This is a genomic window from Enteroscipio rubneri (genome assembly GCF_963929405.1).
In the GTDB taxonomy this organism is placed as follows: domain Bacteria; phylum Actinomycetota; class Coriobacteriia; order Coriobacteriales; family Eggerthellaceae; genus Enteroscipio; species Enteroscipio rubneri.
Genome location: NZ_CAWVIN010000002.1, coordinates 1 through 27,000, shown reverse-complemented (window position 1 = coordinate 27,000; position 27,000 = coordinate 1). Strand labels below are relative to the sequence as shown.

General features: G+C 59.2%; 23 protein-coding genes. All 23 read right to left on the bottom strand.

Translation table 11 applies throughout. The features are described 5' to 3' along the window. Window positions 1–3: 3 nt before the first annotated feature. On the bottom strand, window positions 4–276 hold the full coding sequence (locus tag ABGT83_RS03455) for a hypothetical protein (protein WP_346685957.1): 273 nt from the start codon (window positions 274–276) through the stop codon (window positions 4–6). A 21-nt stretch (window positions 277–297) separates the two neighbouring features. After that, on the bottom strand, window positions 298–3,726 hold the full coding sequence (locus ABGT83_RS03450; RefSeq protein WP_346685955.1) for an FtsK/SpoIIIE domain-containing protein: 3,429 nt from the start codon (window positions 3,724–3,726) through the stop codon (window positions 298–300). Window position 3,727: 1 nt separating this feature from the next. Continuing rightward, a complete protein-coding gene (locus ABGT83_RS03445) occupies window positions 3,728–3,970 on the bottom strand; it encodes a hypothetical protein (protein WP_346685954.1) in 243 nt (80 codons plus the stop codon). After that, window positions 3,963–5,120: a ThiF family adenylyltransferase gene (locus tag ABGT83_RS03440; protein WP_346685952.1), complete on the bottom strand. Its 1,158-nt coding sequence runs from the start codon at window positions 5,118–5,120 to the stop codon at window positions 3,963–3,965. The genes ABGT83_RS03445 and ABGT83_RS03440 overlap by 8 nt, the downstream gene beginning before the upstream one ends. Continuing rightward, window positions 5,117–6,100 carry a Mov34/MPN/PAD-1 family protein gene (locus tag ABGT83_RS03435; RefSeq protein ID WP_346685950.1) on the bottom strand — a complete coding sequence of 328 codons (984 nt, stop codon included), beginning with the start codon at window positions 6,098–6,100 and terminating at the stop codon, window positions 5,117–5,119. The genes ABGT83_RS03440 and ABGT83_RS03435 overlap by 4 nt, the downstream gene beginning before the upstream one ends. Then, a complete protein-coding gene (locus tag ABGT83_RS03430) occupies window positions 6,075–6,539 on the bottom strand; it encodes a hypothetical protein (protein ID WP_346685948.1) in 465 nt (154 codons plus the stop codon). Before ABGT83_RS03430 ends, ABGT83_RS03435 begins: the two co-directional genes overlap by 26 nt. Before the next feature lie 9 nt (window positions 6,540–6,548). After that, window positions 6,549–6,740, bottom strand: a complete 192-nt coding sequence (locus ABGT83_RS03425; protein ID WP_346685946.1) for a hypothetical protein — start codon at window positions 6,738–6,740, stop codon at window positions 6,549–6,551. A gap of 884 nt (window positions 6,741–7,624) precedes the next feature. Continuing rightward, window positions 7,625–8,242 (bottom strand): recombinase family protein, encoded by a 618-nt coding sequence (locus ABGT83_RS03420; RefSeq protein ID WP_346685945.1) that lies wholly within the window; start codon window positions 8,240–8,242, stop codon window positions 7,625–7,627. A 110-nt stretch (window positions 8,243–8,352) separates the two neighbouring features. Continuing rightward, window positions 8,353–9,102: a class B sortase gene (locus tag ABGT83_RS03415; RefSeq protein ID WP_346685944.1), complete on the bottom strand. Its 750-nt coding sequence runs from the start codon at window positions 9,100–9,102 to the stop codon at window positions 8,353–8,355. A 73-nt stretch (window positions 9,103–9,175) separates the two neighbouring features. Beyond that, a complete protein-coding gene (locus tag ABGT83_RS03410; RefSeq protein WP_346685943.1) occupies window positions 9,176–12,751 on the bottom strand; it encodes a VaFE repeat-containing surface-anchored protein in 3,576 nt (1,191 codons plus the stop codon). A 16-nt stretch (window positions 12,752–12,767) separates the two neighbouring features. Next, on the bottom strand, window positions 12,768–13,244 hold the full coding sequence (locus ABGT83_RS03405) for a DNA gyrase (RefSeq protein WP_346685941.1): 477 nt from the start codon (window positions 13,242–13,244) through the stop codon (window positions 12,768–12,770). Between the two features lie 122 nt (window positions 13,245–13,366). Continuing rightward, window positions 13,367–14,371: a conjugal transfer protein TrbL gene (locus tag ABGT83_RS03400; protein ID WP_346685939.1), complete on the bottom strand. Its 1,005-nt coding sequence runs from the start codon at window positions 14,369–14,371 to the stop codon at window positions 13,367–13,369. Continuing rightward, a complete protein-coding gene (locus tag ABGT83_RS03395) occupies window positions 14,368–15,072 on the bottom strand; it encodes a hypothetical protein (RefSeq protein ID WP_346685938.1) in 705 nt (234 codons plus the stop codon). Before ABGT83_RS03395 ends, ABGT83_RS03400 begins: the two co-directional genes overlap by 4 nt. Before the next feature lie 14 nt (window positions 15,073–15,086). Beyond that, window positions 15,087–16,682: an NlpC/P60 family protein gene (locus ABGT83_RS03390; RefSeq protein WP_346685936.1), complete on the bottom strand. Its 1,596-nt coding sequence runs from the start codon at window positions 16,680–16,682 to the stop codon at window positions 15,087–15,089. Continuing rightward, the gene (locus tag ABGT83_RS03385) at window positions 16,675–19,179 is read right to left on the bottom strand and encodes a VirB4-like conjugal transfer ATPase, CD1110 family (RefSeq protein ID WP_419060881.1); all 2,505 of its coding nucleotides are present in this window, start codon (window positions 19,177–19,179) and stop codon (window positions 16,675–16,677) included. The genes ABGT83_RS03390 and ABGT83_RS03385 overlap by 8 nt, the downstream gene beginning before the upstream one ends. Further along, window positions 19,163–19,570, bottom strand: a complete 408-nt coding sequence (locus ABGT83_RS03380) for a PrgI family protein (RefSeq protein ID WP_346685935.1) — start codon at window positions 19,568–19,570, stop codon at window positions 19,163–19,165. The genes ABGT83_RS03385 and ABGT83_RS03380 overlap by 17 nt, the downstream gene beginning before the upstream one ends. A 22-nt stretch (window positions 19,571–19,592) precedes the next feature. After that, window positions 19,593–19,808: a hypothetical protein gene (locus ABGT83_RS03375; RefSeq protein WP_013978966.1), complete on the bottom strand. Its 216-nt coding sequence runs from the start codon at window positions 19,806–19,808 to the stop codon at window positions 19,593–19,595. Between the two features lie 198 nt (window positions 19,809–20,006). After that, window positions 20,007–21,530 (bottom strand): VirD4-like conjugal transfer protein, CD1115 family, encoded by a 1,524-nt coding sequence (locus ABGT83_RS03370; RefSeq protein ID WP_346685932.1) that lies wholly within the window; start codon window positions 21,528–21,530, stop codon window positions 20,007–20,009. A 125-nt stretch (window positions 21,531–21,655) separates the two neighbouring features. Continuing rightward, a complete protein-coding gene (locus ABGT83_RS03365; protein ID WP_035393622.1) occupies window positions 21,656–23,557 on the bottom strand; it encodes an AAA family ATPase in 1,902 nt (633 codons plus the stop codon). Between the two features lie 15 nt (window positions 23,558–23,572). Further along, window positions 23,573–25,081, bottom strand: coding sequence for a MobQ family relaxase (gene mobQ, locus ABGT83_RS03360; protein ID WP_005930696.1), 1,509 nt, complete (start codon window positions 25,079–25,081; stop codon window positions 23,573–23,575). A 241-nt stretch (window positions 25,082–25,322) separates the two neighbouring features. Then, complete coding sequence (locus ABGT83_RS03355; RefSeq protein ID WP_016147288.1) at window positions 25,323–25,619, bottom strand: DUF3847 domain-containing protein; 297 nt, start codon at window positions 25,617–25,619, stop codon at window positions 25,323–25,325. Between the two features lie 131 nt (window positions 25,620–25,750). Further along, window positions 25,751–26,584 carry a methyltransferase domain-containing protein gene (locus tag ABGT83_RS03350; protein ID WP_002584969.1) on the bottom strand — a complete coding sequence of 278 codons (834 nt, stop codon included), beginning with the start codon at window positions 26,582–26,584 and terminating at the stop codon, window positions 25,751–25,753. A 185-nt stretch (window positions 26,585–26,769) separates the two neighbouring features. Then, the coding region (locus ABGT83_RS03345) for a hypothetical protein (RefSeq protein ID WP_346685930.1) at window positions 26,770–27,000 on the bottom strand (231 nt) is incomplete at its 5' end.

Sequence of the window (27,000 nt, the reverse complement as noted above, 5' to 3'; positions counted from 1 at the left end):
TTATCACAGCGTCGTGCTCAGGTACTCTTCAAGCTTCGTCCTGAGAAGCTGCAGCCTGGTTATGCATTCGCTGAGTTTTGCCTGGTTCCCGCTCAGCTCCCTCACGGCATCGTCAATCACCGGGCCCAGCTTCTCGTATTGGGGGTCGTTCCATTCCTGCCCGACTGCCTGGTAGTCTTTTCTGAGCGATTCGACTACTGCCTGTTCAGCCTGGATGGTTTTGGTGATGCTCGTAATCATCCTCGTCATCGCTTCGACTGATGCGTAATTTGCCATCTTGCACCCTCTCCTTCTTTCCTAGATTGTCGAGATCCGATAAGGCTTGAATATCTCGGGTTCGCTGCGCCCGTCGGTGATGATTGCCATGTTCGACCTGAGCGTTTCCATCTGGCCCAGCGCGCCGCGCACTATCCGCTCGGCGTCATCCTCGCTCAGAGAGAAAACGATTCGGCACTGCATGCTCGGCACGAGGTCGTACAGCCTCTCTCGCAGGGATGCGAAATCCGTCGTTCCCACAACGACGTTGATCCCATACGCGTAGCCGCGTTGGATGAGGCGCTCGAGCTTTTCGATTCTTCTTACGTCCCCTCCGGAAGCCGGACGTGATAGGCTGCTCAATAGTTCATCGAGCATTGCATCGGGATCATCTTCGACCCGCTTCCCGCCAAGCTCCTCGTCATATTGGCTGTCGCGCCTCTCATAGATCGCGAGGAATGCGTCCATCCATTGGTACTCGCTTATTACGAAATGAATCGTTTGATACGAGCCATCCTCGCCGCTTTGCCTCTCGATCATTATTCTGTACAGCTCATCGAGGAAACGAAGGACGTCCATGTTGCTCTTCGCAACTCTGACATCCTCGTGCCGGCCGGCGCAGACCCTGGACAGAAGCTCGCTGCCCGAATCCCCTGAAATGGCACGACCTTCGCATAGGTACACGGTCGGATGCGCGCGATACAAGACTTCACCCTCGAAGCCTTGACGGTCCTTCGCGAAAAAGGCGGAGAACATGTAATTGGCTACAAGCGAGTCAAGCATTCCCGCGTCTCCGCCTGCAATAAGCAGAGTCGAACGCATACGCCTGTTGACGTCGAGGACAACCGGGGAGCCGATCCTTATCGGCTCCCCCAGAAAGATTGGGATGCCCTTTGCCGCATCCGCGGACGAACCAGCACGACGACCCATCCCGTCCCTGATGTCGGGGACGGTGTCGCTCCTGAAGACCCGCGTGCCCTCGATTGGATTGATTGCCGAATAGCGGTCCTCGATCATTTGCAGGAGCTCGGCTCGCTTCTCCTTGTCGCAAAAGACCGCTCGGAATGCGCATGGCGGCAGCTTGAGGTCGTTTTCGGTCAGTACGCCGCTGCCCTTCTGGGAGCCCATTAGGTCGTATGCCTGCTTGCCGAAGATGCCTCCGAACAGCTTCTCCGTTTCGTCCGCCGAGCACTGCAGGCCTATCCTTACATGCATTTCGTCCAGCGTTGATTGGTTTACGCTGAAATTGCCCGTGCGGATTCTGCCGAGGGTCTGCGTCGACAGGAGAAAGTGTATTCCGCAGTTCCTCGCTAGGGATATGAAGTCCGCCAGGAGAACCGATGACTCCCTTGCGGCACGCCTGTCGTGATCCTCGTTGAAGAGGGTCTGAAACTCATCCATCAGCACGAGTATCCGAGGCATGGCATAACCCGTGGTCGTGCGGTATTCCTCGATGTTGCCGACCCCAGCGCCCTTGAACAGTCGGTTCCTCTCGTCCATTTGCTGCATGAGTTCCCTCAGCACGCTTAGGCCGAATGCCTGCATGGCGTCGAGGGCCAGGAGCTTTAGCTGGGGGATTTTGTATTTCGAGTAAAGCTCGAACTCGACTCCGCTTTTGAAGTCGAGCAGGTAGAGCTGGAGCTCGTCAGGGCCGTACTTCAGCAAGGAGGAGATGATGAGGGAATGCAGGAGGGATGATTTGCCCGAGCCCGTGGCACCTATCATCAGGCCGAAATGGGATATACCATTGCTCACTTCTGGTCCGAACTCCAGCGAAACGAGGCTTCCATCGGGAGATTTGCCCATCGGTATGGCCAACCCCCGCAACGTGCTTCCCTCATGCCAGGAGGTTGCAGGGAAGACCGATTCGATATCCACACTTTGCGAGAGCCTGTTCTTCACCTGCTCCTTCACACGGGAGAGATCAGATGCCAGCCTCGTGTAGTCGACAAACTCGTATCTGATTTCGACGCCTTTGCCGATGTCGATTGCATGCTCGCTCTTGCTCGGCCAACCGATTACGGCATCGCTACAGTCCGCCAGAAACTCAGTGGCCTCGTCTATGCTTGAAGCTTCTACGTCAAGCGCTAGCAGGATGTTGACACCGCAGAACGACCCGTTTCGAACTATGCTCTTTATCGCTTCCGCGTCACGCCTGTCGACATCCTTGAGATTGGCGGACATGCATATGGTTATGAGGGGCAGTTCCGCCGTATTGTTGTCTTCGTTGAACTCAAAGACATCCCTGTATCCGATAAGCAGCCTTTGGTTCCTGTCATCGATAACGTTGACCACTCTCGCAAGAGCATCGGATGCGGAATCCCTGTCTGTTATCACCCTCTCCCCGAACACCTCATGGCATTCCTTTACTCCCGCGAGGAACGGTTCGAAGACCCTCCTGTCGCCGCTAGGATTGATGAAGACGAAGGTCTGGCCGGGAGCCTGATTGGCCTCGAGTTCGGAGGCGACCAACCAGTTGAGAGCCGGGCTGGTTGCCTCGGTGTCTCCGCACAGAATGACGCTGGACGCTTCCGCTCTATCCAGCAATGCAGGAACGTGGATGCACCCCGACCCGTACCAAGCGCCAAACTGGTTTTCGATGACTTGCTCTATACCAGATAACGCCGCTGAGAAAGGCCAGCCCTGGATCGCGTAAGAGTAGCTGCCCAGATACAGTTGCTGGCAAAGACCGAGGGGGATGTTTCCCTCTGCGGGCGCTGCAAGCTCCGAAAGCTCGGCCAAAGCAGCGATCGTGGCAGAGGGAATGAGCTCGTTGAGCTGCCTGCGTAGAAGAGCCTGGCTGGACTCTATGTCAGCCCCCTCTTTCCGCTCGATTTGGATCAGCAGCTCGACACCCTCCGCTACCGCGTCCTCGATTTGCCTGTCCGCAGAAACCTTGTCTGATTCGGCCTCTGCCCTCTTGATGCCGGCAACGAGGGTTTCCGCACGTCGAAGAACGTCTTTGCTGCTTTTGTAGGCGTCGATCAGAGTAGTGTGATTTCTTTTCGACTCGCCGCTGACAGCGCCGATCAGGCTGCTGATCCCTCCGGCGTTCGCGATCTGGCCATACGATCGTTTTGCTTGCTCGGACAGCTCGTGGAGCTTCTCTTGACAGCGGTCGAGCGTTTCTATCGAATACTGCGGCTGTTGTATGTCCAAGCATTCGGCTTCGGCGCACGCCTTCTGATACGCCTTCGAGCTGCTGCGGGCGCTGTCGTTGAGATCCTTGATATACCGCGCGTATTCCCTGCATTTGGCAAGCATCTGCTCCAGTCCGGCATCCCGCTTGTGCTGGCGTTCAGCCAGATTGGCTGCGATGCTCCGCCGGCTTTCTTCCACGGATTGCTCCACCTCGGCACGCATGCCGCCGTAGTAGGCAAGCGCTTCGCCGCACTGCACCTCGCATCGCGCGACAAGCGTATTGATCGAGCTGATCAGCTCTGGAGTATTCTTGAAACTGAACCCCGCCATGCTATAAAACCACCTTGCGCATACAGGAATCGTTCAGTGCTTCCTCGAGTTCTACCAAGGATTTGAGCAGCTTGAGGCCGTCGAGCTTCAACGGTCTCATATACCTTTCATCAAATTCTTTTATTTTCGAATCACTGGGAGCGTCTGCCAGTATGGGCTCCCACTTGGCCCTCAGGTTGGCAAGCGCGCAGCCTGCATCGACGCAGAGGATATGCAGTTCCTGGCCTACACGCGAGTCACTCATGTTCGCCACCTTCCCCGCAGCAATCGCAGCCAGGCAGGGGGCTGACCTTCAAGGACGTGGTCACTTGCAATGGATAGCTGAATATCTCTGCCATCTCCCCGCCTATGGCAGGGTTGTTCGAGTTGCAGACGAGCGTATACTGCTGGAGCTCGGGCAGCAGCCTCTGCGTGAAGCCGTCATTGCCGATGTTGAGAATGTCTATGGCGACCTTTATCCCTATATTCGTGACGAAGTCGATATCGGCGGCAATTCCCGGCTCGAAATGGACGTCTTCGAGGTTCTCTTGGGTCGTGTAGAGTCTTCGGCTGGCAGAGTTCCTGCTGCCGAACGACCCGTCGCCTAGAGCGCACTTGTAGCATGCCATTTTGGAATCGGGGAGCCAGTAGAAAATCTCCCCGGCGAACGCCCTCTCCCAGAAGCCGATGCTGAGGAACGGCGCTGAATAGTACAGGCACAGGTCGCTTACGTACACGTCGGCCTCACGATTGTCGGCACATCCGACGCACAGGGCTCGCTTTTCGCCAACCCATCGATCCCAGGATTCTTTTGGGACGTATTCTGCTAACGTCGCGTAGACTTCCACTTGAGCCGTAGGGTTGATGTCCAGGATGCGAGCTCTTAGAGCGTCGACCTTGAATTCCCCAACTTCATGGATGCCGCACTGGTGCCTGCAGATGTTGTGATACTCGAGAACGTCGTTGTCGACAAGCAGGAAGTGTCCTACTCCGACACGTGCGAGCGTCAGGGCAACCAGGCTGCCTACCGATCCACAGCCGAAGATGGCGACGGCTTTGCTCGCCATCATATCTGACTCTATCAAGCCGCTGTTTCTCGAGAACACGCTCTGAACTAAATCGTACGCATGCGCCTCAAACCTCGTGCCCCGGAATAGGACGCACCTTTCGTCGCTCTCGTCTACGACGATGCGAAAGTCGTAGGCCTCATCGTTGCCTTGTCTGCATTCCGGATAGTCGCAGCACCCCTTGAGAAAAGCCTCCCCGACAAGGGGAATGTCACAAGGGAATATATTGAGGATGCCCGACGAAGAGTGAAAGACCGCACGCAGCTCTCCTGCGCAGCCCTTCTCGAGTATCTCGCTGGGTACTAGAGCCTTGTTAATTTGTCGCCTGGCATCTTGGGAGAGAATCATAGCGAAGCCTCCTTGCATGCCAGAGAAAGCAAACCAGGGTTGTAGACATAGGTTTGTCCTTCGACCGCGAAGAGTATTCGTCCGTCGTCCAGGGGACGGAAGCCCTCTATGAGTTTCAGCGAATCCCCGTATCCGTCTTCCGCCACCAAAGAAAGCTGTCCGCTACCGTTCGGCTGGAGCGTTGTTCCAATGCCCCTGTTCTCGAGTTCTCTCACGTCGTCATCCAAAGCAGAAAGGACCAAGACGAAATCCTCGTCCATCCATGTTTCGACCGTCCCGACTTCAACATTGGCCATATCCGCCATAGAGCGCCTCGCCAAGAAGGCACCTAGGGCATCGCGAACGGAACTCGCATGAATCTGGTCGATCTGGCCGTCGGTTTCACATGAAGCTGAAGAGCTGCTGAGAGCCTTTTCGATTTGGAGCGCCCTGTTGGCGGTGTTTGCATACGGTGCTTGAATTTGGTCGGAGTCGCGATCGAGCACCTCATAGGAAATCTTTTCGTATCGCAGAGGCTGCGCCGTAACTTGATAGACCGTCAGCCTGAAATGGGGGTCTATGTTCACCAATGCAGAAACGGCACCATACTTGCTCAAAGATGCGTACTTCAAGTTCGTCTCATCATCCGTTGCCGAAAACCTGTCGAACGAGCCGGGATGACGATGCCACAGCCCTATGAGGTCAAGTTGCTTTTCGTATATTCTCGACACCTTGTTTATGAGGTGGTTGACGTAGTCCTGGTCGTATTCGAAATACGCGACCTCGAAACGAGAGGACGGACCAGGATCGACGCTTTCGACCACCTGCCAAACGCCATCGTCCCAATAGCCGAGCAGCACGCCGCCCGTTTCGGTCTGAACCTCATCCAGAACCTCCGAAAGCAGCGCCGCATAGGCACGAGCGGAAAAGATGACTTTTGTTTTGCGCTTGTTAGATGCCAAACGGCCGCCGAAGCTAGTAAGTATGCTCGAAGACTTCATCTCCAAGATCTCCTTCGAGCCACTCTTCGACAATGAAAATCCACTTGGCAGCCCATCCGAGCGCTTTCGCAGCGGAGGTTGCGACGTTTCCCGAGTCGACATCTTCGGGCCTAGCGGTGCACATGTACAAATCACCGTTCGCATCGCGCAGCACGTGAGGCAGTGATCCCGCAGCCTTGTAAAGATCGTTCAAATCCGGCTTGACCGAGTAGACCCTGAGGGAGCCTCCGTAAGTGTTGTTGTGAGGGTGGTTATGGTCGTACACGACCATAAGAGTCCAAACCCCGCCAGAATTCCCGCGGGGGTTCAGATCGCCTACCCAGCAAATCCTTCCGTCATCAAGCTTCTCTAACGTGAAGTTGGGAAAATTCTCACGCATAGCAAGCTTCTCTGCCTCGAAGAGCTGCGGGTTCCTTTGATACCAGTAGAATCCACTCATTTGTCGCCCCTAAGCTAGCTTGCCTTCGGGGGCTTTGAGGGTCTTGCCCTCGACAGCTTCGGGATCCGTCGGTTCAACAACCTGACCCGAGTTCGTGACACGGACCTCTTCTCCCCTGCGCAGGCGTTCCGCGATCTCTTTTCTTTTTGCCGCTGCGGCATCGACGTCCGATGCGAAGCGGATATAAGGGGCATGCATCATCATTTCTCCTTAGGGATATGCTCGATATCGTTTCGGAGCGGATACGGCCCCGATAGCGTTAAATGTATAAAGCGAGGGAAAGCGGAGGGGCACATGCGCGCCCTTCCTGCAGTCTGGTCAGAAATCCGCTCTGCCTTTTCTCTGCTTCCTCGCATATCAGTTACCTTAGAGACAACTGTCGGACATACAGAACATCCAGTCGTTATCTCACCATTCGTTTGACTTTTTGCCCGATAGAGGCAGGGCTATCGTTTTCGTCGTAGCCATACGCTTTGAGCAGCTGAAGAAGCTCGTCGTACATTCCATGCTCTGCGCATTTTTTGAGTCTATCGAGCTCACTGCGCGAAAGTCGATTAATCACTTGGTCTAAAGTCATTGCCATCACTTCCTAACACTCGCCTCAACCAAGACTACGACCTGCCGCCGCCTTTGAAACGAATGGATACGCAGGGGCCAGGAGACCGTCTTGTGAGGCCATTTCTAGTCAACAGACCGACGCATCATGCACTTGCGGCTGCCCCCCTTCCGTAAAAGTAGACGTTTGCGAAAGGGAGTAGTATGATTGAGTCCTATAGTCTTTAGCTGGGGTTTCTATCTCGGGTGATGACTATTTCCGATTTATTTCGGGTAGACGGAAACGTCTACTTTTACGTTCGCCGAAAACCTCCCGGAAGCGAATCTCACCTGCAGTTATTCCCGAATCGCCCATTCGGAAGCAGGACGATAAAGCTCCAGGAACCACTATGCCTGTACTCCAACTAGTGCTGCTTGACCTGGGGTTATAATTCTAAAGAGAGAATAATATAGCTTGCCCAAGCGAGCTTGGCTTATTGAAAAAAGTCGGATGCCCTGTCAGGGGGGCAACCGAAAAGCGGTGAGTTGATCTATCGGCAAGCGTGTTGATTTTCGTCCTCTTTGATCCATTTCGAAAGCGTCGTCGTCCCGACTCGCAACCTTGCTGCCGCCTCTTTTCGCGTCAAAATCCCCGAAAGGAAGGCCTTCTTGACTTCCATGTAGTTCTTCGGTCGCCTCTTAGGAGGCCTACCAAAGCGAACCCCCCGAGCTTTTGCCGCCGCTATGCCCTCGGCTTGCCGCTGCTTGGTGTTATCGCGCTCAACCTGTGCAACGTAGCTGAGTATCTGCAGAACGAGGTCGGCTAGAAAAACCCCGGTCAACCCACCTGATCTCTCCCGCGTGTCAAGAAGAGGCATATCGATTACCACAATCGCGCACCGCTTCTCCTTGGTGATGAATCGCCATTCCTCGAGAATCTCGTTGTAGTTCCGCCCGAGCCTGTCGATGCTCTTCACGACAATCACGTCCCCAGGATTAATCTTCGATACGAGCCGTTTGTATGCCGGGCGGTCAAAATCCTTGCCGCTAGCCTTGTCGGCGTATATCTTATCCTTCCTGACCGGGAAATCCCCAAGGGCGATGATCTGCCTGTCGAGGTTCTGGTCTTTTGCCGAAACGCGAGCGTAACCATATGTTGTGCTGTCCATTGACGGCCTCCTTCTAGATTTTGTTGCTTCTCATTCAAGGTATTAGCTCAGGCAAAACCTCTCCTAGAGGAGCGATCCTGGAGCAAAGCAGCGTGACTCGACTTTCGAGGTCACGATGCCTCGCCCGTAAAGATCTCTGTCGCATAGACGATTGTTCGCTCGTGGCCGTTCCATTGGCCGTAGCTGCAGGTGCAGAAGGCCTTGACGCTATCTGTCTCTGCATCGGCCTCGAGCACGACGTCCGCATTTACAAGCAGCTCCTCGAGCCATGAGTCGAACTCATCGTCGTCTGCGAACTCCAGCCGCTTGCCCTCTCGGTTCGAGTCGACCACGTCCGCCGCTATGACGCTCAGGCGCATCTTCTCCTCCGGCGTCTGCAGAAGGATCTCGCTGTGGGCTTGCGCGAATGAGATATCGGAGTAGCTCGCGAACGCCGAGAACATGCTGCCGTCGTTCATGTGGTGCGCGAACATGAGCGCCACCGGGCTGACCACCCCGAGATCCGCGCAGCCGGCGTCGAGGTAGGGGCATCCGTAGGGGTTCCAGCCGCGGTAGACGTCGTGGGTCAAGTAGAAGGTCGGGTCGTCTGGGCTCGCCTGGACGACCGGGTAGTCGACGCCCGTGCCCGGAACCGTCACCCAGGCGACGATGTCCGGGTTGACGGAGAGCCAGTATTCCCAATCGACCGCAGGAAAGCCGTCGTCGGCCTCGCCTGCCTCGATGGCTCCCGAGATAGGAGAGGGGTTCACATCCGCCGCCCTGTCGTGGATGCCGTAGAGCCACGCGAACAGCACCCCAGCCGCCATGAACGCCGTAATCGCCGCCATGGCCGCGATACGGCCCTTGATCTTCGTCTTCATTCTTTCCTCCTGAAAAACAGGCGGGGCAGCACTGCGCTACCCCGCCCTTCCTAAGCCCGCCTGTCAGCGCTCGCTATTCCTCTTCGGTCTGGCTCATCTCGGCTTGTTCGTCTTCCGCTGCGCAACGGATACGGTTTCGAATCGCATATGCTCCAGTGGCGGTGCCGGACACAACTAGTGCGCAAACGAGAACCCAGACGGGAAGCAGGTCGGCACCCGTCTTGTCGTAGGGAGCAGTTGGCACATCAGGGGTCTCGGGGTTGTCCACGACCACCGTCTGGCCCTCATCCTCGAGGTCCTGGTGGACCGCCACGACGTTGCCGTCCACGTCGAGTACCTCTTCGAAGGCAACGAGCGCCGCGCCTTCCTCGAGCGCCGACGCGTCGAACTCGAACGTTACCTCGACGGTTCCCTCGGAACCTTCGGCAACGAACTCGGCAGTCGCGGTCACGGGATTGCCGTCGGCGTCCTCGAGCGGCATGCCGGTCGCCTTGTCCATGATGGTGCCGTGGGCGGTGTAGGTCTCGCCTGCGGTGAGACCCTTATAGGCAACGGTGTCGACGACCTTTACGGTTCCGTTCTCGACCACATGGTCGCCGTCAGCCGCGTCGACGAGCGTGGTGCCGATCTCTATAACCGTGACCGACTGACCTTCATCATTGATGTCTTCATGCGTGGCGACCACTTCGCCATTGGCGTCTAAGAGCTTCTCGAACACAACAAGGCGTTTGCCAGCAAGCTCGCTCGTATCAAGCGAGAGCTCTACCACCTGGGAGCCGGTCTCCCTCTCCGCCGTGAAGGTAACGGTGCCCGTGACGTCCTCGGCGAGCGGGCCTGTGCCCTTCTTGACGGCCTCCCCGGTCTCGGCGTCCATCAACGTTGCCTCGAGCGTATAGGTCTCGCCAGGGGTTAATCCGTCGTAGAAGACCTCGTCTGCGATGACGACCTCGGGCCCCCAGACGAACTTGTCGCCGTCGGACTTGTCGGTCGCCATGGTGCCGATGTCGGCTCCGGGCTGATCGTCCAGGCTCATCCAGACAGCCCTGGCCACGGACGAGTCGCGCTCCACCCAGAAGGTGCGCTCGATGAGCTGGTAGCCCTCGTTGGCGTCGCTTCGCAGCTCCTCCAAGGTGTACTCGCCGTACGGGAAAGCGGCCAGATCGTCGTCGACTTCGGCCTGGGTGCCGTCCTCGCCCAGGGAGAACCAGACGCCGGCCTTGGGATCCATCATGTCAGCGGTGATGTAGCCGGCCTCCAGCAGATGGTCGTTGCCATTGGTGTTGCTGGAGTGCCTGTTCCAGCCGCTCGCGCTGGAGAAGTCCCCGTTGCGGTCGGTGACGACGACGTGCGCCTCGCCGGTAGAGACATTGGTCACCTTGAAGGCCACCTGCTGGGCTGCGTTGGTATCGTCAGCCATCTTGGCAAGCTCGATGTCGTTGCGCACCACCTGGTTGAAGAACTCGAGCGCATTGCCGTCCTTGGAGACGCTCACGATCTCACCGTCAGCGCGAACCTCGAAGGTCCGGGGCTCGCCGTCGGTCAAAAGATAGGAGTCGTTGGTCGCCGTCTCCTGGATGGTGTAGGTGCCGTACGGCAGGGCGTCGAAAGAGGTTTCTGCGGTGTATGCCTGCTTATCCGCGTTCCAGTGGGTAGTGATAGTCATGATGGCATCGCCTACATGAAACCACTGGCCGCCCACCATGACACCGTGCTCGCTGGCGTTCGTGATGGTGAACTCGATGCCAGAGAGCGTAGATCCAGTATCAAGCTCGTCATGGGAGTTGCCGCCCAATGCCTCAGATACCCCAAGCTCAAGGTCAGACTTCACGACCTGCACGCCGCCCGCGGCGACCTCGTTGAGCTCGCCATCAGCAAGCAGGAACTCGTAGACCTTGCCGTCCTCGCGTACCTGGAACTCTTTTTGAGTAGCTCCGTCTTCGGTGTAGCCCTCGGGCGCCTTGGTCTCGCGCACCAGGTAGGTGCCGTACGGGAGCAGGTCGTCGGACGTCTTGGCCACGAAGGCGTCGAGGTCGGCGTCGTACTCGGTTGAGATGGTGACGATGGCGTCTCCCGATGCGAAGACCTCGCCCTCGTCGATGACGCCGTTATCATTCAGGTCGACGTCCACGCGCTCGGCGCTCGCGTTGTAGATGGTGAACTCCGCGCCTGCAAGCGTGGCGTCGCCCTGCGCATAGTTGTAGTAGGTGCCGTCGCCTTCGGTGTCTTCTTCATCGAAGAGCAGCGCATCACCCTTGGCTACCATGACAGAACCCAAAGCAGGGGTCTGCACATAACCCAAGGTTCCTTCGAAAGCGTTGGAGAAGGTTGCCTTTGTGCTCGTAGTGGCGAGCTGGCTTGTGGCGGTAACCTCAATGGTCTGGGTAGCGTCGTCGGGGATCACACAGCCCTCAGGTGCCTCGACCTCGGTCACCGAGTAGGTGCCGAGCTGCATCACGTACATGCCATCTATGACATCCATGGGCTCGCCTTCGACGAAAGCGCCGTCGTCGACCTTCATGGAAATCTTGCCATCAGCGTTAGTCTGGTAGACGCCGGACTTGCCGTTGGGGTAGTCGATGCGGAACTTAGCGCCCGCAAACGATGCATCGCCTTCAGGTATCGGCTTGCCGTCGCGGGCAAGCTTCGTAATGGAGATGTCGATCGGGAAATACTGCTTTTCCTCGACGGAGCCGATCGACGCGTCGTCCTCGAGCACGACCTTCTTGACCTCGGGGTCCAAGGCGTAGCCGTCGGGTGCCTTGGTCTCCTTCACCCAGTAGGTGCCGGCATCGAGCCCCTCGGCGGTGCCGGAATAGCCCGAGCCGCTCTCGGAGACCGTGATGCTCGCGACCTTGTCGGTGCACGCCTCGTCCGCGTAGACGCCGTACTGAGCGCCCTCCAGGGTTGCGGCGTATTCGCCGTTACCCTCGGTGTCGAGCACGATCGTGTCGCCTGCGCTCTTGTCTACCGTCAGATCGAAGCCGTGGGACACGGTCACCTTGGCGTAGTAGAGGTCGCCCACGACCTTGCCCTCGATGGGGCCGATCTTGCACACCGGCGGGATGGCGTGGAACATCAGGTCCTCGCCGTTGCCCTCGCCCCAGTAGATGCCCACGTGGCTCTCTCCGCCGCCCACGGGGGTGTCGCCTGCGGACTTGGCCCAGACGAACAGGATGTCGCCCTTGGCGGGCTTGCTGGCGAGCAGGTCGGCCTTGCTGTTGAAGACCTGCACGTCGCAGTTGGCGAACGCCCAGTTGAAGAGCGTCTCGGTGTTGGGCAGGCAGCTGTCGTCCCAGTGGCGCGGCTGCATGTCGTAGCGCAGGAACGAATCGGATACGCCCGCCTCGTTGATGAGCGCGTAGCTCACGAACGTCGAGCAGTCCATGCCAGCGCCCGGGCCCGCCTCGCGGTCGTCCATGGTGTAGGGCGTGCCCAGATATTTATTCTGATGCGCCTCCAGGTTGGCGACGAAGGCCTCGGGGTCGAAGCCCAGCTTCTCGGCGAACGTGACGCCGCGCCCGGACTCGTAGGCGGGGCCTGCCGCCTGCGCGGTCGAGGGTACGATCGCGACCGAGAGCACGAGCGCCATCGCCATGACGACGCGCACGATCTTCGAGGAGGTTATCCTCTCCACGGTCTTATCTTTCATCTTTCCTCGCACCTCCCTACATCGCGATGCTCTCGCGGCTCTGCGCGCCGCGGTCAGCGACGTTTCCCAGGCGCTCGGACCCCTCGCGAGCGCCGCGCGCCTTCTCGGCGAGGCTCTGCAGGTACTCGCTGCGGCTGCGGTCGAGCGCCTCTTTGATCTGCGTCGGCATGACGCGCACGACGTCCTTCTCCGGCTTGCCGCGCTCGTCGAGCACCGGCTGGCCGTTCTCGTCCAGCACGCTCTTCTTGAGCCAGACCTCGCGGTCGGTCAGAAGCGGGATGTCGCGGTAGTCCTCGCCGCGGTAGCGCGACTCGTTGACGAACATCGGGCTGAACTGGTAGTAGCTCACGTCCACCCCGTCGATGACCGTGCCCTTGGGCAGCGTCACCGAGTTGAAGGTGCGGGCCTCGCCGGTCACACGGTCCGTGTACTCGATGTCGGTGCGCACGAAGTTCTTGTGGAGCGTGAGATAGGTGTTCTTCTTCTCTGGCATTTCATGCCCCTTTCTTGCATCCGTTCAGGCGGGAATGGATGTGGAAGACCCGCCTGATCACCTGTCCTCGATTTCCTTCAGCCATCCAAGGCGACCACCCCCTTTCAGGTGCCCTTTCACTTTTAGAACCCCGACACGATGTCGCGTGCCCACGCCCCGCTCTTCACGAGCGAGAGGATGAGCAGCACGCACATCGCCAGGTACTGCAGCGCGTAGGTGAGCCCCGTGGCGATGCCGTCGATGGGCGTCCCCGTCGCCGTGCTCGCCCCGGTAAGCCCGCCCAGGATGAGCGGGAAGGCGATGAGCAGGATCAGGATGATGAGCCCCGCCAGGCACACCGCCGTGAAGTTCTTCAGGTACCCGATTCCGATCTGCCGCGTGTCGTCGAGGGCCATGAGCGAGAGCGGTATCGGGCTGAACGCCGCCATGATGTAGAGCTGGATGGCGCGCGCCCAGCACACCACGAGCGCGACGACGTAAGCGCCGAGCACGATGACCCAGCTCAGGACCGACACCAGCAGGAGCGCGATGAGGGACGGCACGTCGTCGTCGGTCGTCACCACGTTCACCGCCGCGAGGTCCATCGAGCCTCCGGTGCCGAACAGCGCCATCGTACGGTCGATGGCGAGGCCGACCACAGCGTAGATCGCCTCCATGAGCTCGAAGCTGTTCTGTATGAGGAACAGGAACACAGCGAAGAACACGAGCAGGAAGACGACCTCCTTCACGCCGGGGAGCGACGCGCTGCCGTCCATGCGCTGGCTGATCTGGATGAGCTTCACCGTGAAGACGAGCCCGAGCACGCCGCAGCCTATGGGGAGGATGGCCGTGTTCCAGACGCCGCGCGCGATGTCGTACATCGAAACGTCGCCTGTCGTCGTGAGCATGCCCGCGAAGTCCGCACCGATGATGCCCTCGTAGCCGATGCTCGAGAGCACCGCCACCTGGTTGGTGAACATCCAGTTGCACGCGTCGCGCAGAAGGCCCGAGAGCCACGCGTTCACGTCGTCCGCGATGTCGGCGTAGGCGGGCTGGGCCGGGACCAGCATCAGGACGAGGATCGCGACCGTCGCCGCGAAGGCGATGCGGAAGCGCCCATCGCCCAATATCTCTGATGCCCGCCTCATAGCGCGCTCAGCTCCCCGGTGGCTTGATCGAGGGAGAGCTGGACAATGGTCGATGCGGCGTCGTCGAGGTGGAACGACGTCGTCAGGACGTCCGCGTTGCAGTCCATGTAGACCTCGCCGTCCCATGTGGCGAGCGTGACGCTCGGAGATGCGGTCGCCGCCTTCCGGGCGATCGCGGAGGCTATCTCTGCATCGTCGGCGTCGAGCAGCTCGTTGAGCTCTGGGCTGTGCGCGGACAGCGCGAGTTCGGGCGCGCCATCGGCTTCGAGCAGGTAGCGTTTCGAGAGGGCGAAGCCGTCGCAGCTCGCCGCTACTGCCCCGTCGTCCTTCGCTATCACGAGCAGCGTCTGCGTGCTCGCGTCCTGTGCCGAGCGCGCATAGCTCAAGACCGCCGAGACGCCCGATTCGCCTGCCTCCTCCGAGACGACCTCGTAGTACATCACCTGGGCTCCGGAGCCGTCCTGTTCGACCATGGCCGAATCCGAGATGGTGAGCGTGGCGGTGCCGTCTTCGCTTTCCCAGATGGTCCCCGCATAACCGGAAAGCCCGGCATGCTCTTCTAGGGTTTGCTGCTGCTCCGCCACGGGGACATCCGCCTCCGTCTGCCCGGGCGCGATCGCGCAGCGCGCGAGCCCTGCGCCCACCAGGATCGCCACCGCCCCGGCTGCGCATGCGGCCATCAGTTTCGTCTTCTTGTCCATAACCTAACCTCTCTTCATCGGTACCTCAGCGCGCATGTGAAGCTGGAGATCCCGCTCGCCACCTTCACCACGTCGCCGCTCTGGGGTGCGTGGATGTACCTGTCGCCCCCTATGTAGATGCCCACATGCCCAGTCCGGTAGAGGATGTCCCCAGACTGCGCCTCTGAAAGCGGGATCTTGGTTCCCTGCGCGAACTGGCTCTCCGTGTTTCGCGGGATGGAGATCCCGGCCTGCCGGTAGCAGTACTGCGCGAGGCCGCTGCAATCCAGGCCAACGTTCGCCGTGGTGCCGCCCCATACGTAGGGCACACCCAGCTGGCTGTAGGCAGCCGAGACGATCGCGTCGCCGGAGAGCGCCCCTTCCTGGAAGTCTTCCAGGCTCATGCTGTCGAAGCGGTAGAGGTTGTAGGTCCCCATCACCGACTTGAGGCTCTCCACGTAGCTCGAGCTCGTGGCCCATCCCGCGTCCTTGAGGCCCTCGGCCATCTTGTCCGAGTCGCATCCTGCGATCGCCTCGCGTATGAGGGGGTTGCCCGCGTAGCGCTCGCCCTGCAGGAACACCCTGCTGCGGAACCGTATGCACTCGGCGTCGCCCTTGAAGGAGATGAAGTTCGCCGTGATAGTGACGGTCTCGCCGCCGTATTCCTCGTTGGTCCTCCACGAGCTCTTTCCCTCCACTTCTTCGCACAGCGCGTACGCGCTAGACCATTTCATGCCGAACAGGTTGTGGTCCTGCGTGGCGAGCCCCGAGAGGTGGTCGCCCTGCCCCGACTCGACGATGATCTGGGCGATCGTGCAGCCCGCCGGATGTCCGTACTCTTCCTGGCAGGCGATGGCCTCCTCCACCATCTCGTAGGTGATGTAGGGGGGAAGCCCCTCCAGCGTGCGGGCGGACGCCTCGTTTTGCCAGAAGCCGAACAGGGCGCTTACGATCTGGGAGGCCGCGAGCACCGCCAAGAGGAACGCCATGATCCCGGCGAGGACGCCGGCGACGGGAACCGCGATAGACGAGATCGCCCCCGCCACCGCGCCCTTGCTGCCGGCGGACGCCGCAGCCTTGGCGGCTCCCGCAGCGGCGTGCTTGCCCGCTGCGGCGCCGTTCGCCTGCATGGCCGCCCGGCTTGCGAGAAGGCTCCGCCTGCCCTGGGCGGCGGCTTTGCCCGTCCCGGGCCCCGGGCCCGCCTTGCGCTTCGGATTGGGCGCACCGACGGCGCTCTTCGAAGCCCGGCGGCGCGCTATCACGGAACGGGCGGTTCGCACGGAGGAGTGGGCCTGCCCCATGCCGGAGAACTCGTCGGTGTCGTCGAGCTCGGCGACCGCGGCGTCCTCGATTGACCGCCTGAGGTTCGCCTTCGCCTGCGCTGCGCGTCCTGGGTCGTGCGCGGGCTTGCCCCCTGCGGCGGGGGAGGGTTTCGAGGCGCTCTCCCTGCCCCGCCCCGGCGCTGCCTCCTTGTCCGCAAGAGCGTCGGTCGCGCGCTCGAGGGCACCCCTCACGATGCCCGTCGAGATGGCGTCGGGGCGATCTGCCTGGCCGAGCGCGCGCGGAGCCTCGCTTCCGGATGCCTGCGGACGGGATGGGCCCTGCGTGTATGTCGCCACGCTCTCAGGCATCCGCCTTCCCCTTCGCGCGGGCGAACGCCTGGGCGCGCTTTATCTGGGCGATCTCCTCCGGCTTTGTGTTGAACAGGTCGTAGAGCGCGCCTTTGGGGAAATCGTCCTTGAGGGGCACGCGCACGCCGCCCGCCACCAGCAGCCCCTCGCCGGCCTTGATCGAGTCGTCGATGTAGCCCTCCTCCTGGGCCGACAGCGCCAGCAGGTCAACCCAGCTGCGCCTGTCTAGGTGGCTCTGCTTGTGCAGCAGCACGAAATCGGAGTTGAGCACCATGTTGCGCGCGTCCTCGTGCTCGAGCATGTAGGTGGAGTTCTGCGTGATGCCCGTGCAGATGAGGTTGAACTTGCGGCCCTCCGCCCAGAACTTCGAGAAGTAGCTGATGATCGCCGGGTGCCCGAAGAGGCTCTGCACCTCGTCGATGTAGAGCCAGGTGGTGACCCCGCGCTCGAAGTTCGCGTACATGCGGTTGCGCACCGCCTCGAGCGCGGTGAGCATGCCGAACACCCTCATGTTCTGCGAGAGGTCCTTGAAGTCCACGTTGGTGATGCGGTTCTCGAACCCGACGTTGCTCTGGTGGTTGAAGAACGACAGCGCGCCCTTCACGTAGCGCTCGTAGCGCAGCGCGATGTCGCGCGCCTCCGGCTCGTCCTGCTCGAGGAGGAGGCCGTAGAAGTCCTCCAGGATCGGGAGGCGGCCTTCCTTCTCGCAGCGCATGTAGGAAAGCTCCACGCAGCGGCTGATGATGGACTTGTCGGCTTCGGGAAGGCCTTCGCGGCCTTCGGCCATGGTCGCACTCGAGAGCGCCAGTATCGCGTCGATCTTGAACGCGAGCTGCGCCTGGTTCGCCTTGCCGGCAACGTCGGCGAGGTCGAAGGGGTTCATGAACGTGTCGGTGTCGGGCGAGAACCTGATGCAGGTCCCGCCTGCAGGCTCCACCACCGGCGCGTACTCGCCCGCCGGGTCGAAGACGATCACCTCGTCTTCGGGATACGCGAGTATCGTGTTCATGATCTCGCGCTTCACCGAGAAGGACTTGCCCGATCCGGGCTTGCCGCAGACGAACCCCATGGGGCTCGCGAGCTTCTTGCGGTTGCATATGACGAGGTTGCCCGACTGCTTCGACTGCCCGTAGTAGCCGCCGCCCTCCTGGTTGAGCTCCTGGGAGGCGAACGGCATCTGTATGGCGATCTGCGCGGTGGTCATGTAGCGCGACACCTCGACGTGGTTGAGCCCCAGCGGCAGGATGGAGTTCATGCCCTGGCGCTGGCGGTACGAGAGAGGCTCCACCTCGATCGATCGCTGGCGTGCCGCCGCCATGATCTGGCCCGTCTGGCGATCGAGCTCGTCCGCCGTCGCCGCGTAGGTGAACACGAGGCCCGTGTAGGTGAACAGGCGCTGGCTCTTGTTCTGCAGCTGGTCGAGCAGCTCTTCCGCCTCCTCCTTGGAGTGCGTGAGCTCCGGTGGCAGGATCGAGAAGTCGTAGCCCTTCTTCACCGCGCTCATCTGCTCGTCTATGACCTCCTTGTCCATCCAGGCGATGCGCTTCTTCACGTAGGCGACCGCCTCGGCCTTGCCCATAGGGTGGACGTGCACGGTGACGTTGAGCGGCATGGGGAGGTCTACGATGTTGGCGATGCAGTCGTCCTCCAGGTCGCTGCCGAAGGCGCGGAACACGAGCACGCTGCACCAGGTGCCGTCTGCACGGTAGCAGTCCACGCGCCCTTCCGGCTTGAAGTCGAGCACGGACGGCGCAATGAGGTCCTTGGTGCGAAGGCCGCTTTTATGGGACAGTTTGTCCCATGAGAACGCGAACCCCGCATCCGGGCTAAGCTGGGACTGCACGAGCGCGAGGCGCTCCTTGCCGTCGAGCATGCGCGCGTCGCAGCGGATGCGCGCGAGCGTCTGCTGCACGTCGCCGCGTGCGCGGGCGAGCCTGGGGGCAGCCGCGTCGATGTCGTCGGCCCCTACGAGGAACGTCAGATAGCGGTGGCGCACGAGGTTGGATACCCCTTCTCGCATCTTGTCGTTCAGGATCCTGTTGTATTCGTCGACGTAAGCGCCCACGCGTGGGTCGCTCTTCTCGAAGAAGCGCTTTCGCCCGATCTCGCGTGCCGGGATGGGCGTGTTCGTGATGGTGAGCTGGACGGACGTCTCCGGGCCGAAGTAGTCGTAGAGCTCGCTCATCGCCGCGAACACGGACTGCTGGTTCTCTTCCCGGGCGGACTGGTAGCTGATGTCGCCGAACTCGATCGTCTGGCTGAACAGGCCCTCCTCGACCTGCGCGGTGCCGTCGGCGTACATGGCGTCGTAGCCGATCGCCCCGAGCACGTCCTTGGCCTCGGCACGTGCGCGCCTCTTGCGACGTGCGGTTTCCCGGAGCGCCTTCTCCTCTTCGTCGAGACGGCCCTTTGCCGCATGCGCGCCGCGAAAGGGGCTCGTCTTCGTGCCCTTCGCGGCATCGCTCGATTGCTTTCCATGCTTAGCACGCAGGAACATACGTCTCAGCTCCCTTCCTTTTCGCTTTGCGCCTCGCCTTGCGGGAGGGACGTCCGGGGGCGGGCGACGTCGTCGCCCCTTCGAGCACGGGGGTGGCGCGGTAGTAGATCCTCTGGTCCTCGAGGTGGCAGTCGAGCCACAGGGGGGCGAACTTCTCGAACGTCATGCGGCAGGGCCGCCAGAAGCCGGCGAGCCAGAACGGCATGGATGCGCACATGACGGGCAGCGCGGCGTCCCGCACCTCGATGCCGAGCGCGAACTGGCATATCGCCGCCATGCCGACGGCTGAGCCGAGCCCTCCTGCCAGGCAAACGAGCGTGCGCGCCGAGAGCTTGCCCACGATTTTTTCGGTGTACTCGCCGATGTCCTTCTGGACCCTCACTGAAAGCATTGTCCGGTTCCCTTCCTGCTCATCAGGCGGGGAGCCATGACGTGTCGAGCTGCCCGAAGTAGATGGCCGCTGCGATGATGATCGCGCCGCCCGCGATCGTGGAGATCGCCGAGGCGATCTGAGCGCCACCCTGCTGCTCGCGGATGGCGAGGCCCAGGCTCACGGCACCCCACACGACCAGGAAGCCGCCGAGGAACGTGACGCAGCCGGACACGAGTCCGATGATGTTTGAGAGCATCTCGCATCTCCTTTGCATGTCTCGTCTGGGGCAGCTGCACGCGGAAGTTGGGCGCGGCTGCCCCTTGCTGGTACAATTCGTCGCGGAGCGCATCTCGCGCCCCTTTGCATCCGGGACGGCGCGCGGCGGGTGTGTGTGGAAGCTCGTCCGCCGCGCTCATTGAAGGGAGTGCTTTCTCCCGCCGTCCCCTTACTCATCTCATTGCGCACCACCGCCTTTCCTCTTCCGGTACTCGTTGAAATCGAAGCGCTCCCCATGCGCAGCGCCCGCGTGCCCGGGGTCTATCTCGGGGTAGGAGGGATGCTCCTCGATGCGGTACTTGCGCCCCTTGAGCGGGTAGGTGCCGCTGATGAGGACGATCGCCTCGTCGCGCGGGAGCCTTCCCACCTCGTCGGGCGTCATGAGGTCGCGCTCGATGACGTTGTAGTTCTGGGTGGTGGAGCGGTTCGCACCGCGAGAGTCGCTCATCGTCGCCACCTTCAGGGTTTGCTTGCCGATCATCTTCGAGATCGTCTCGTTGGTCTCGGTGGACTTGCCGCCGAGAAACACCACGGTGTCGCAGCAGTCGACGATGGTCTTCGCGCCCTCCTTCTCGTAGGCGCGCTCCAGCTGGCTTTGCGACTGCAGGATGATGCTGAAGCTCACGTTGCGCGAGCGTGCAGTTGCGATGACGCGCTCGAAGTCCGGGACCGTGCCGATGTTGCCGAACTCGTCCAGCAGGAAGTGCACCGGTCGCGGCAGCGCCCCCGCGTGGCGCTCGAGCGCCGTGCGGTAGAGCACGCTCGTCGCCTGCCACATCAGCAGCGCGAAGAGGAAGTCGAAGGTCGAGTCCGAATCTGACATGCTCGCGAAGATGGCGTGCTTGCCCTCGCCGGAGCCCAGCTTGTCGAGCGCCATCTCGTCGCATGAGACGAGCCGAGAGACCGCATCGACAGATAGCGGCTTCAGGCGCACATTGCAGCTGATGATGATCGACTTGAGGGTCTTTCCCGCCGCCACCTTGAAAGCGCGGTAGTTCGACAGCGCGAAGTCCTCAGCCGCGTCGTGCGGCTCGGACACGCGCACCCAGCCCCAGTCCCCGCCGTCGTCGAAAGGGCGTTCCCCTTCGCTTTTGCGTGAGCGTCCTCGCTCCATGTAACGCATCCCCGTCTCGAGCTCCTCGAACACGAGGTCGAGCGGGCTCATGTACGACTCGTCCTCCTCGCGCGCCTCGGCCAGGCTCAACAGCAGCATGAGCGAGTTGAGGTTCCGCTCCTCGGGGCGCGCATGGTGGACGAGGTAGGCGGTCAGCGCCGTGTAGAGCAGGCGCTCCGCGTTCTCCCAGAACGGGTCGCCGCCCTTGCGCTCGTCTCCCGTCGTGTTCTTTATGAGGCACTCGACGAACACGAGGATGTCGGCCTCATCCCGCACGTAGGCGAGCGGGTTGTAGCGCATCGAGCGCGAGAAGTCGGTGGTGTCGAAGGTGCGGATGTCGTATCCGGCATCTTCGAGCATCCAGCCCACGTCGCCGATGAGCGTGCCCTTCGGGTCCGTGATGAAGAAGTCGGCGTTCTTCTGCATGAGGTTGGGCTTGACGTAGTAGCGGGTCTTGCCCGACCCCGGGCCGCCGAGCACGCAGACGTTGCGGTTGCGGTCGCGCTTCAGGTCGAAGCGCTTCGGCTTGAGCGCGAGCCCGAAGTCCTTCGAGAACAGGATGTTGTTTGAAGGGTCCTTGGCGTCCATGAACGAGCGGCCTTCCTTGAGCGTCCCCCATGAAGCGTTTTGTCAAGTGCTATTTTGAGTTATTGACGCACAATCAAAGTGAAAGCGCGAAAGTGCAAAGCGCAAAGGGTCTGCACTTTGCGTTTTCAGCTTGCGGGTTCGGGCGGCTGCTTCTTCTTGATGAAGTTGTACCATTGACCGCCGACGCGCCTTGCATCCAAAACACCGCCCATGTTGCGCTTGGCGTTCTGCACCGTCCTTTCAGATATTCCGGCTTCGGCTGCGGCCTTTACAATTTCCTCGCTGGCAAGCTCTTTCCCGTCTGCAAGCAGGTCAAGTATCAGCCGTTCCGCCTGTTCGGTCTTGGTGGCCGTGTTGCCGCCCGCGCCGGATAGCAGCTCGTCGGCGGTAATGTCATACTCGCCTATCCACGAAAAGCCCGTTTCCGGGTCAAGGCAAAAGGCAACGGGCTTGCCCTCCGGCGCAAGGGAAGATTTGTCATGGACGATAACGCGCACATTTGGCTCCCGCTTCACGCGCCCAATCAGCAGGACGCTCCTTGCTGCGGCGCGGAAGTCAATAGAACCTAAGCCCCGGTATGCGCTCTGTCCTCCGGCGGCTTTATTCAAGTGTCCGATAAGGATAACGGCGCACCCGGTACGCTCGGCAACATCGGCAAGGCGGCGGAACATGGGGCGCACCTCGTTTGCCCTGTTCATGTCGGTCTTTTCGCCCATGTACGCCTGTATGGGGTCAAGGATAATCAGCCGCGCCCCGGTCTGCCGGATAGCTCTCTCTATGCGCTCGTCGGAAAGGGAAAGCCCCTGCTTGCTCTCATCAATGACAAGAACACGGTCAAGGTCTGCTTCGGCTTCCATAAGGCGGGGCTTGATGGTGTCGCCCAAACCGTCCTCGGCGGTCTGGTAAATCACATTGAATGGCTCATGCGCTGCCATGTGGGGGAACGGCTTGCGGTTGGTACAAGCGGCGGCAAGGCGTAGGGCAAAGGTGGTCTTGCCCTCGCCGGGGTTGCCTTGCACAATGGTTACTTTCCCAAACGGGATATACGGCTCCCATAGCCATTCAACGGTCTGCGTGTCAACCTCGCTCATGCGGATAATCTCGACGGTTTCTTCCTGCGGCGGCTCTTTCAAGCCGTAAACAGCTTCCCGGATATACTTCCCGTCTGTGATTTCTGCCCGGTGCTGCAATACCTCGTTCCAATCCTTGAAAAGAGGGATAAGCCGGTGGACGGTATAGCCCTCCGGCATGAGCTTTACAAGGCGGCTGCAAGCGTCGTTCCCGGCTTCATCGCTGTCAAGGCAGAGGTAAACGGTCTTGATGTTCGGACGGTCAGAGAGAAAGCGGAGCAGGGCTTTTTCTCCCACGCCGCCCAATGACAGGTAGCTTTGCTTCTGCCATTCCTTTTTGAACAGGCAGAGGAAAGAGATCAGGTCAATGGGTGCTTCAAAGACAAACAATCTTTCGCCCTCGCCCCGGTAACAGAAGTTAAAGGCTTTGTCGCTGCCTTTCACATCAAGCCGGAAGTTTCCCGCCGTTCCTTTGCTGTGGGCGTAGCGCGGTATTCCGTCCTCGTCCCGCCCCACAAATACGGCGTTGTGGTGGGCTGCGTCCTCGTAAATATCGCCGCGGGCAAAGAAAAAGCCCGTCACATCTTCATCAATGCGGCGGGCTGTTGTGAGGTAGTTCCTCGCTGTTCGGTTGTCGCTGTTTGGGGGTGGTAGCCGGAAGTCGGATAGGGACGCGGGGCAAGGTCTGTCCGGCGGCGGTGCGGCTCCCTTTTCTCCTGTGAGAAGTTCTACGGCTTCGGTGAAGCTCTTGCCGAAAAACTCCATAACAAAATCAACGGGGCCGCCGCCCTTGCTCTGGCTGTGCCTGTACCACTTGTTTCCCCGGACGGTCAAGCTGTCGTGCCGTTTCCAGCGGTATTCATTCCCGGCGCGGGTAAGCTGCTCGCCCTGTGATTGCAGGAAAGAAACAAGGTCGGCTTGGTTCGCCCGGTCTATCTGTTCTTGGGTGTAATACAAAAAGCTCAACTCCTTTCATCGTTCTAAGTCGTGCCGCTTGGCGCGGGTCTGCTCCGGCTGGTCGGCTTTCAGCGCAATGTCAACACACTTGCGGATATTGTGCAGCTCGGCAACCTCGGCGCGGGTTTCTTTCAGCTTGGTATATTCCGCTGTTCTCTGCCCGCTGAGAGTGGCGTACTCTTTTTCCCATTCAGAGATAGGCAAGGTCTTTGTCCCTTTCGGCAGATTTGCATGGAGATAGCGGCTCGCTGCGTTCCATAGCGTAAGCTCGGCGCGGTGGGCTTCCTCGTACTTGTCGCGCTTGCTCGTCCAGCCATTTTTCAGCTTTTTCAGCTCGTCGTGAATGGGCTTGTACTCGGTGTAGTTCTTCCCGTATTCAATCAGCTTTTGCAATTCTTTCATGCGCTTCTCGGCGGTTTTCATGCCCTCCCGGATAGCGTCGGCTTGGTCGCTGACAGAGGAAAGGGCAGCGTCCAGCTCGTCAAGGGTGGAAATGCCATGCTCGGAAAGATAGTTGACCGCCTTTGCAACGGTTTTCAGTTCGTCGGCGGTGTGCTGCCTTTGCCAACTCTGCGAATACTTCCGGCTCTTTTCTCTCTGAACGCTTAAATACTTCATCAGCAGATTTGCAAGGCCGGGGGATTGCGGGGGCTGCTCCGGGGCGGTTTCCCGCGCCTTGAACAGTTCGCCAATCCATTCTTTGAGCTTTCCAATCTGCGCCCGGATTTCCCGGATAAGGCGGTTTGCTTTTTGGATATTCCGGTTCAGCTCGCCTTTCTCGGTGGCTATGCCTTTCTTCTCCATTTGACAGGCCGCCACGCCCATGTGGACGGTGGGCAGCTCGTCAATGCCGCGCTCGGCGTTGCTGCGGTGGTCGATGCGCTCCGGGCTTCCGGCGCGTTCAAGGTAGGCGTTTGAAATATCCGCCCATGCCTTGCGCCATAAAAGCGCGTTGCCCTTGTCGTTCCAGCCGGTCAGGTCAACTTTGCGGGCCTTGTATTTGCCGCTTGGCAAGCGAATACGCTCGCCGTTTTCATCAAGGTCATATTCCTTTTTGGACTTCGCCGCCCATGCGCCGCGCTCGTCAAGGGGGCGCATGGTAAGCATGATGTGACAATGGGGATTGCCCTTGCCGGTGTCGTGAATGGCGTAATCAACGCACATTCCTCTGGAAACAAATTGAGAGGAACAGTATTCCCGGACAAGCCGGATCTGTTCCTCTCTGGATAACTCTATGGGAAGCGCCGCGTCAATCTCTCTGGCAAGCTGGGCGTTCCCGGCTTTCTCGTAAAGCTCCACGCTGTTCCACAAGGTTGAACGGTCAGAGAAAGAGGGCGGGGCATTGGGCGGCAGTAGGATTTCCGTATGGACAACACCGCCTTTGCGGGTGTAGTCGTGGGTCATTCCGTCCCACTCATTTGTCAACTTTTCGCCGCTTCGGTAGGCGGCTGCGGCAACGGCTGATTTGCCCTTGCCCCGGCTGACAATGCTGATATTACAATGGTAGATGGCTATGGGTATCACCTCCCGGATAGGATAATAAAACCCGCAAAAATGGTACAGACGCCAACGGCGGGTGTACTGTTTTTGTGGGTGTGCAGGGATAGCCGCGTAAGCGGCGCAAGGGGTGCAGCCCCTTGTTGCGGCAAAGCCGCCAATGTCGGTCAGAGAGGGAAGCAAGCGGCTTTCTCTCTGTGCCGACAAGCCCTCGGCAGAGCGCACGCACCCGTAAGGGTGTATAAGTGCGCCCTTTGTGCCAAAGGGATTATTCGCTTTTCCCGCCCTTGGTGCGTTTTTTCAGATAAGCCCGCGCTTCCTCGCTCGTCAAGGCAAGCCGGAGAAAGGCGGCGGCTTCCTCGTCGGTCATGGTCTTGGCTTCCGGCACAATGCTCTCAAAGACCGCACCCCGGACGATCAGCCGATGGCTGCGCGTCCTGCGTTCCTCTTGGGATAACTTTTGCCGCAACACCTTTTCCCGGTTTTCAAGCTGCCGGATTTTCTTCTTCCCGTCCTCAATCTCGGCTTGCAATTCCTCGCGGTTTTTTTCTCTCGGTTTCGTCATGGGTGGTCACTCCTTTCTACCTGTCGGCATAGAAAAAGGACAGTCGATTTCCTCGGCTGTCCTTTTGATTAGGGTGTTTGGTTTACTCCGTTCTGCTCAATAAATGGGAATATTAAATATCAATACGCCCTTTAATACATTCCTATTAAAACATCAGCTTCGATTGTCAAATGTGTGAGAGTACGCCAATCAACGCAATCTTTTTCAACGCAAAAGAGAAGCGGCGTCATTTCAATAAACGACATTCTTTGTTCTGATGACAACTGTACGGTGGCTGAAACCGTTTCTCTTGAAATGGTTTTAAGATATTTCTCAAAATATTCAACGACAGACTCATTTGAATAATCTGGATTTTTCAAGTGTGCTTGCACTTTAGTCCTGATTTCCCTCAAATGATTTTTCGTAGGAATTACTTTCACAACATATCCGTTAGGAGATAGCAATCGCTGAAATTCTTTGTAGTGTGCAGGCGAAAATATGTCTAAAATACAATCCATACTTCCGTCTTTCAAAGGGATTTTTGATAAGTCAGTAACAAACCACTTCACTGCTTTGCGCTTGTCTTTTTTTGATGCAATCTGTATTGCCTCCCTTGACAAGTCAAAGGCAAAGATGTTTCGTTCTGTTCTTTGCTGTATCTGCCTTGCATAGAAACCCTCGCCGCAACCAACATCTAAAATGTTTCTTATAGATGGCGTATCAGAAATAAACTGTATGATTTTCTCCAACACAACATCATACATGCCATACTCCAAAATTTGGTGCCGGTTGTCAAAAGACCGCTTGCTGTAGTTGGTTTTGGGCGATGATTTTAACAACAAATTTACATACCCATATCTTGAAATATCAAAGCAATGTCCATGTCTACAAATTAGGCTATTGCCTTGTATATCCATTGATTTTGTGCAAATTGGGCATTGAAAATAAACCTTGCTGTCTGCAAAGCGTGATAAATTATTATTCATTTGTTTTTCCTCCGTAATTACATCTCTGCTTCAATAAGCGAGTTATGCAATACGGATAACCGCAACATAACTCGCGGTTTTATCTTAATCTCATAAATGTAACCATTGTGTTGTCCTCCAATCAATTCCGCAGTATTACTCTGCTTTTAGAAAAAGTATAGCACAAAACTATGAACATTTCCACTCTATTTCAGCCTGTCGGCGGCGTTGCTCTCTCTGGCGTACCGCCGCGCCGCTTCCCGCCGTTCCTCGCTGTATGGGGCGGTCAGACGGAAAGAGAAGCGGCCTTTCTCAATGTCAAACTCCATGCAGCCCGTTTCCGGGTCTGCGTCGGTCTGGCGGCACACATCGGGGTGCTGCTCGGCATAGGCGGCAAGCCGCTTCTTCAAGTCGGTATTGTGGGTACGGATATGGAT

Bases quoted from the DNA above. Each gene is read 5' to 3' on its own strand.
- ABGT83_RS03355 (WP_016147288.1), bottom strand. From the start codon at position 25,619: ATGACGAAACCGAGAGAAAAAAACCGCGAGGAATTGCAAGCCGAGATT.
- ABGT83_RS03395 (WP_346685938.1), bottom strand. From the start codon at position 15,072: ATGGACAAGAAGACGAAACTGATGGCCGCATGCGCAGCCGGGGCGGTG.
- ABGT83_RS03455 (WP_346685957.1), bottom strand. From the start codon at position 276: ATGGCAAATTACGCATCAGTCGAAGCGATGACGAGGATGATTACGAGC.
- ABGT83_RS03350 (WP_002584969.1), bottom strand. From the start codon at position 26,584: ATGAATAATAATTTATCACGCTTTGCAGACAGCAAGGTTTATTTTCAA.
- ABGT83_RS03435 (WP_346685950.1), bottom strand. From the start codon at position 6,100: ATGAAGTCTTCGAGCATACTTACTAGCTTCGGCGGCCGTTTGGCATCT.
- ABGT83_RS03370 (WP_346685932.1), bottom strand. From the start codon at position 21,530: ATGGACGCCAAGGACCCTTCAAACAACATCCTGTTCTCGAAGGACTTC.
- ABGT83_RS03400 (WP_346685939.1), bottom strand. From the start codon at position 14,371: ATGAGGCGGGCATCAGAGATATTGGGCGATGGGCGCTTCCGCATCGCC.
- ABGT83_RS03420 (WP_346685945.1), bottom strand. From the start codon at position 8,242: ATGGACAGCACAACATATGGTTACGCTCGCGTTTCGGCAAAAGACCAG.
- ABGT83_RS03440 (WP_346685952.1), bottom strand. From the start codon at position 5,120: ATGATTCTCTCCCAAGATGCCAGGCGACAAATTAACAAGGCTCTAGTA.
- ABGT83_RS03410 (WP_346685943.1), bottom strand. From the start codon at position 12,751: ATGAAAGATAAGACCGTGGAGAGGATAACCTCCTCGAAGATCGTGCGC.
- ABGT83_RS03445 (WP_346685954.1), bottom strand. From the start codon at position 3,970: ATGAGTGACTCGCGTGTAGGCCAGGAACTGCATATCCTCTGCGTCGAT.
- ABGT83_RS03385 (WP_419060881.1), bottom strand. From the start codon at position 19,179: ATGTTCCTGCGTGCTAAGCATGGAAAGCAATCGAGCGATGCCGCGAAG.
- ABGT83_RS03415 (WP_346685944.1), bottom strand. From the start codon at position 9,102: ATGAAGACGAAGATCAAGGGCCGTATCGCGGCCATGGCGGCGATTACG.
- ABGT83_RS03425 (WP_346685946.1), bottom strand. From the start codon at position 6,740: ATGATGCATGCCCCTTATATCCGCTTCGCATCGGACGTCGATGCCGCA.
- ABGT83_RS03405 (WP_346685941.1), bottom strand. From the start codon at position 13,244: ATGCCAGAGAAGAAGAACACCTATCTCACGCTCCACAAGAACTTCGTG.
- ABGT83_RS03390 (WP_346685936.1), bottom strand. From the start codon at position 16,682: ATGCCTGAGAGCGTGGCGACATACACGCAGGGCCCATCCCGTCCGCAG.
- ABGT83_RS03375 (WP_013978966.1), bottom strand. From the start codon at position 19,808: ATGCTCTCAAACATCATCGGACTCGTGTCCGGCTGCGTCACGTTCCTC.
- ABGT83_RS03380 (WP_346685935.1), bottom strand. From the start codon at position 19,570: ATGCTTTCAGTGAGGGTCCAGAAGGACATCGGCGAGTACACCGAAAAA.
- ABGT83_RS03450 (WP_346685955.1), bottom strand. From the start codon at position 3,726: ATGGCGGGGTTCAGTTTCAAGAATACTCCAGAGCTGATCAGCTCGATC.
- ABGT83_RS03430 (WP_346685948.1), bottom strand. From the start codon at position 6,539: ATGAGTGGATTCTACTGGTATCAAAGGAACCCGCAGCTCTTCGAGGCA.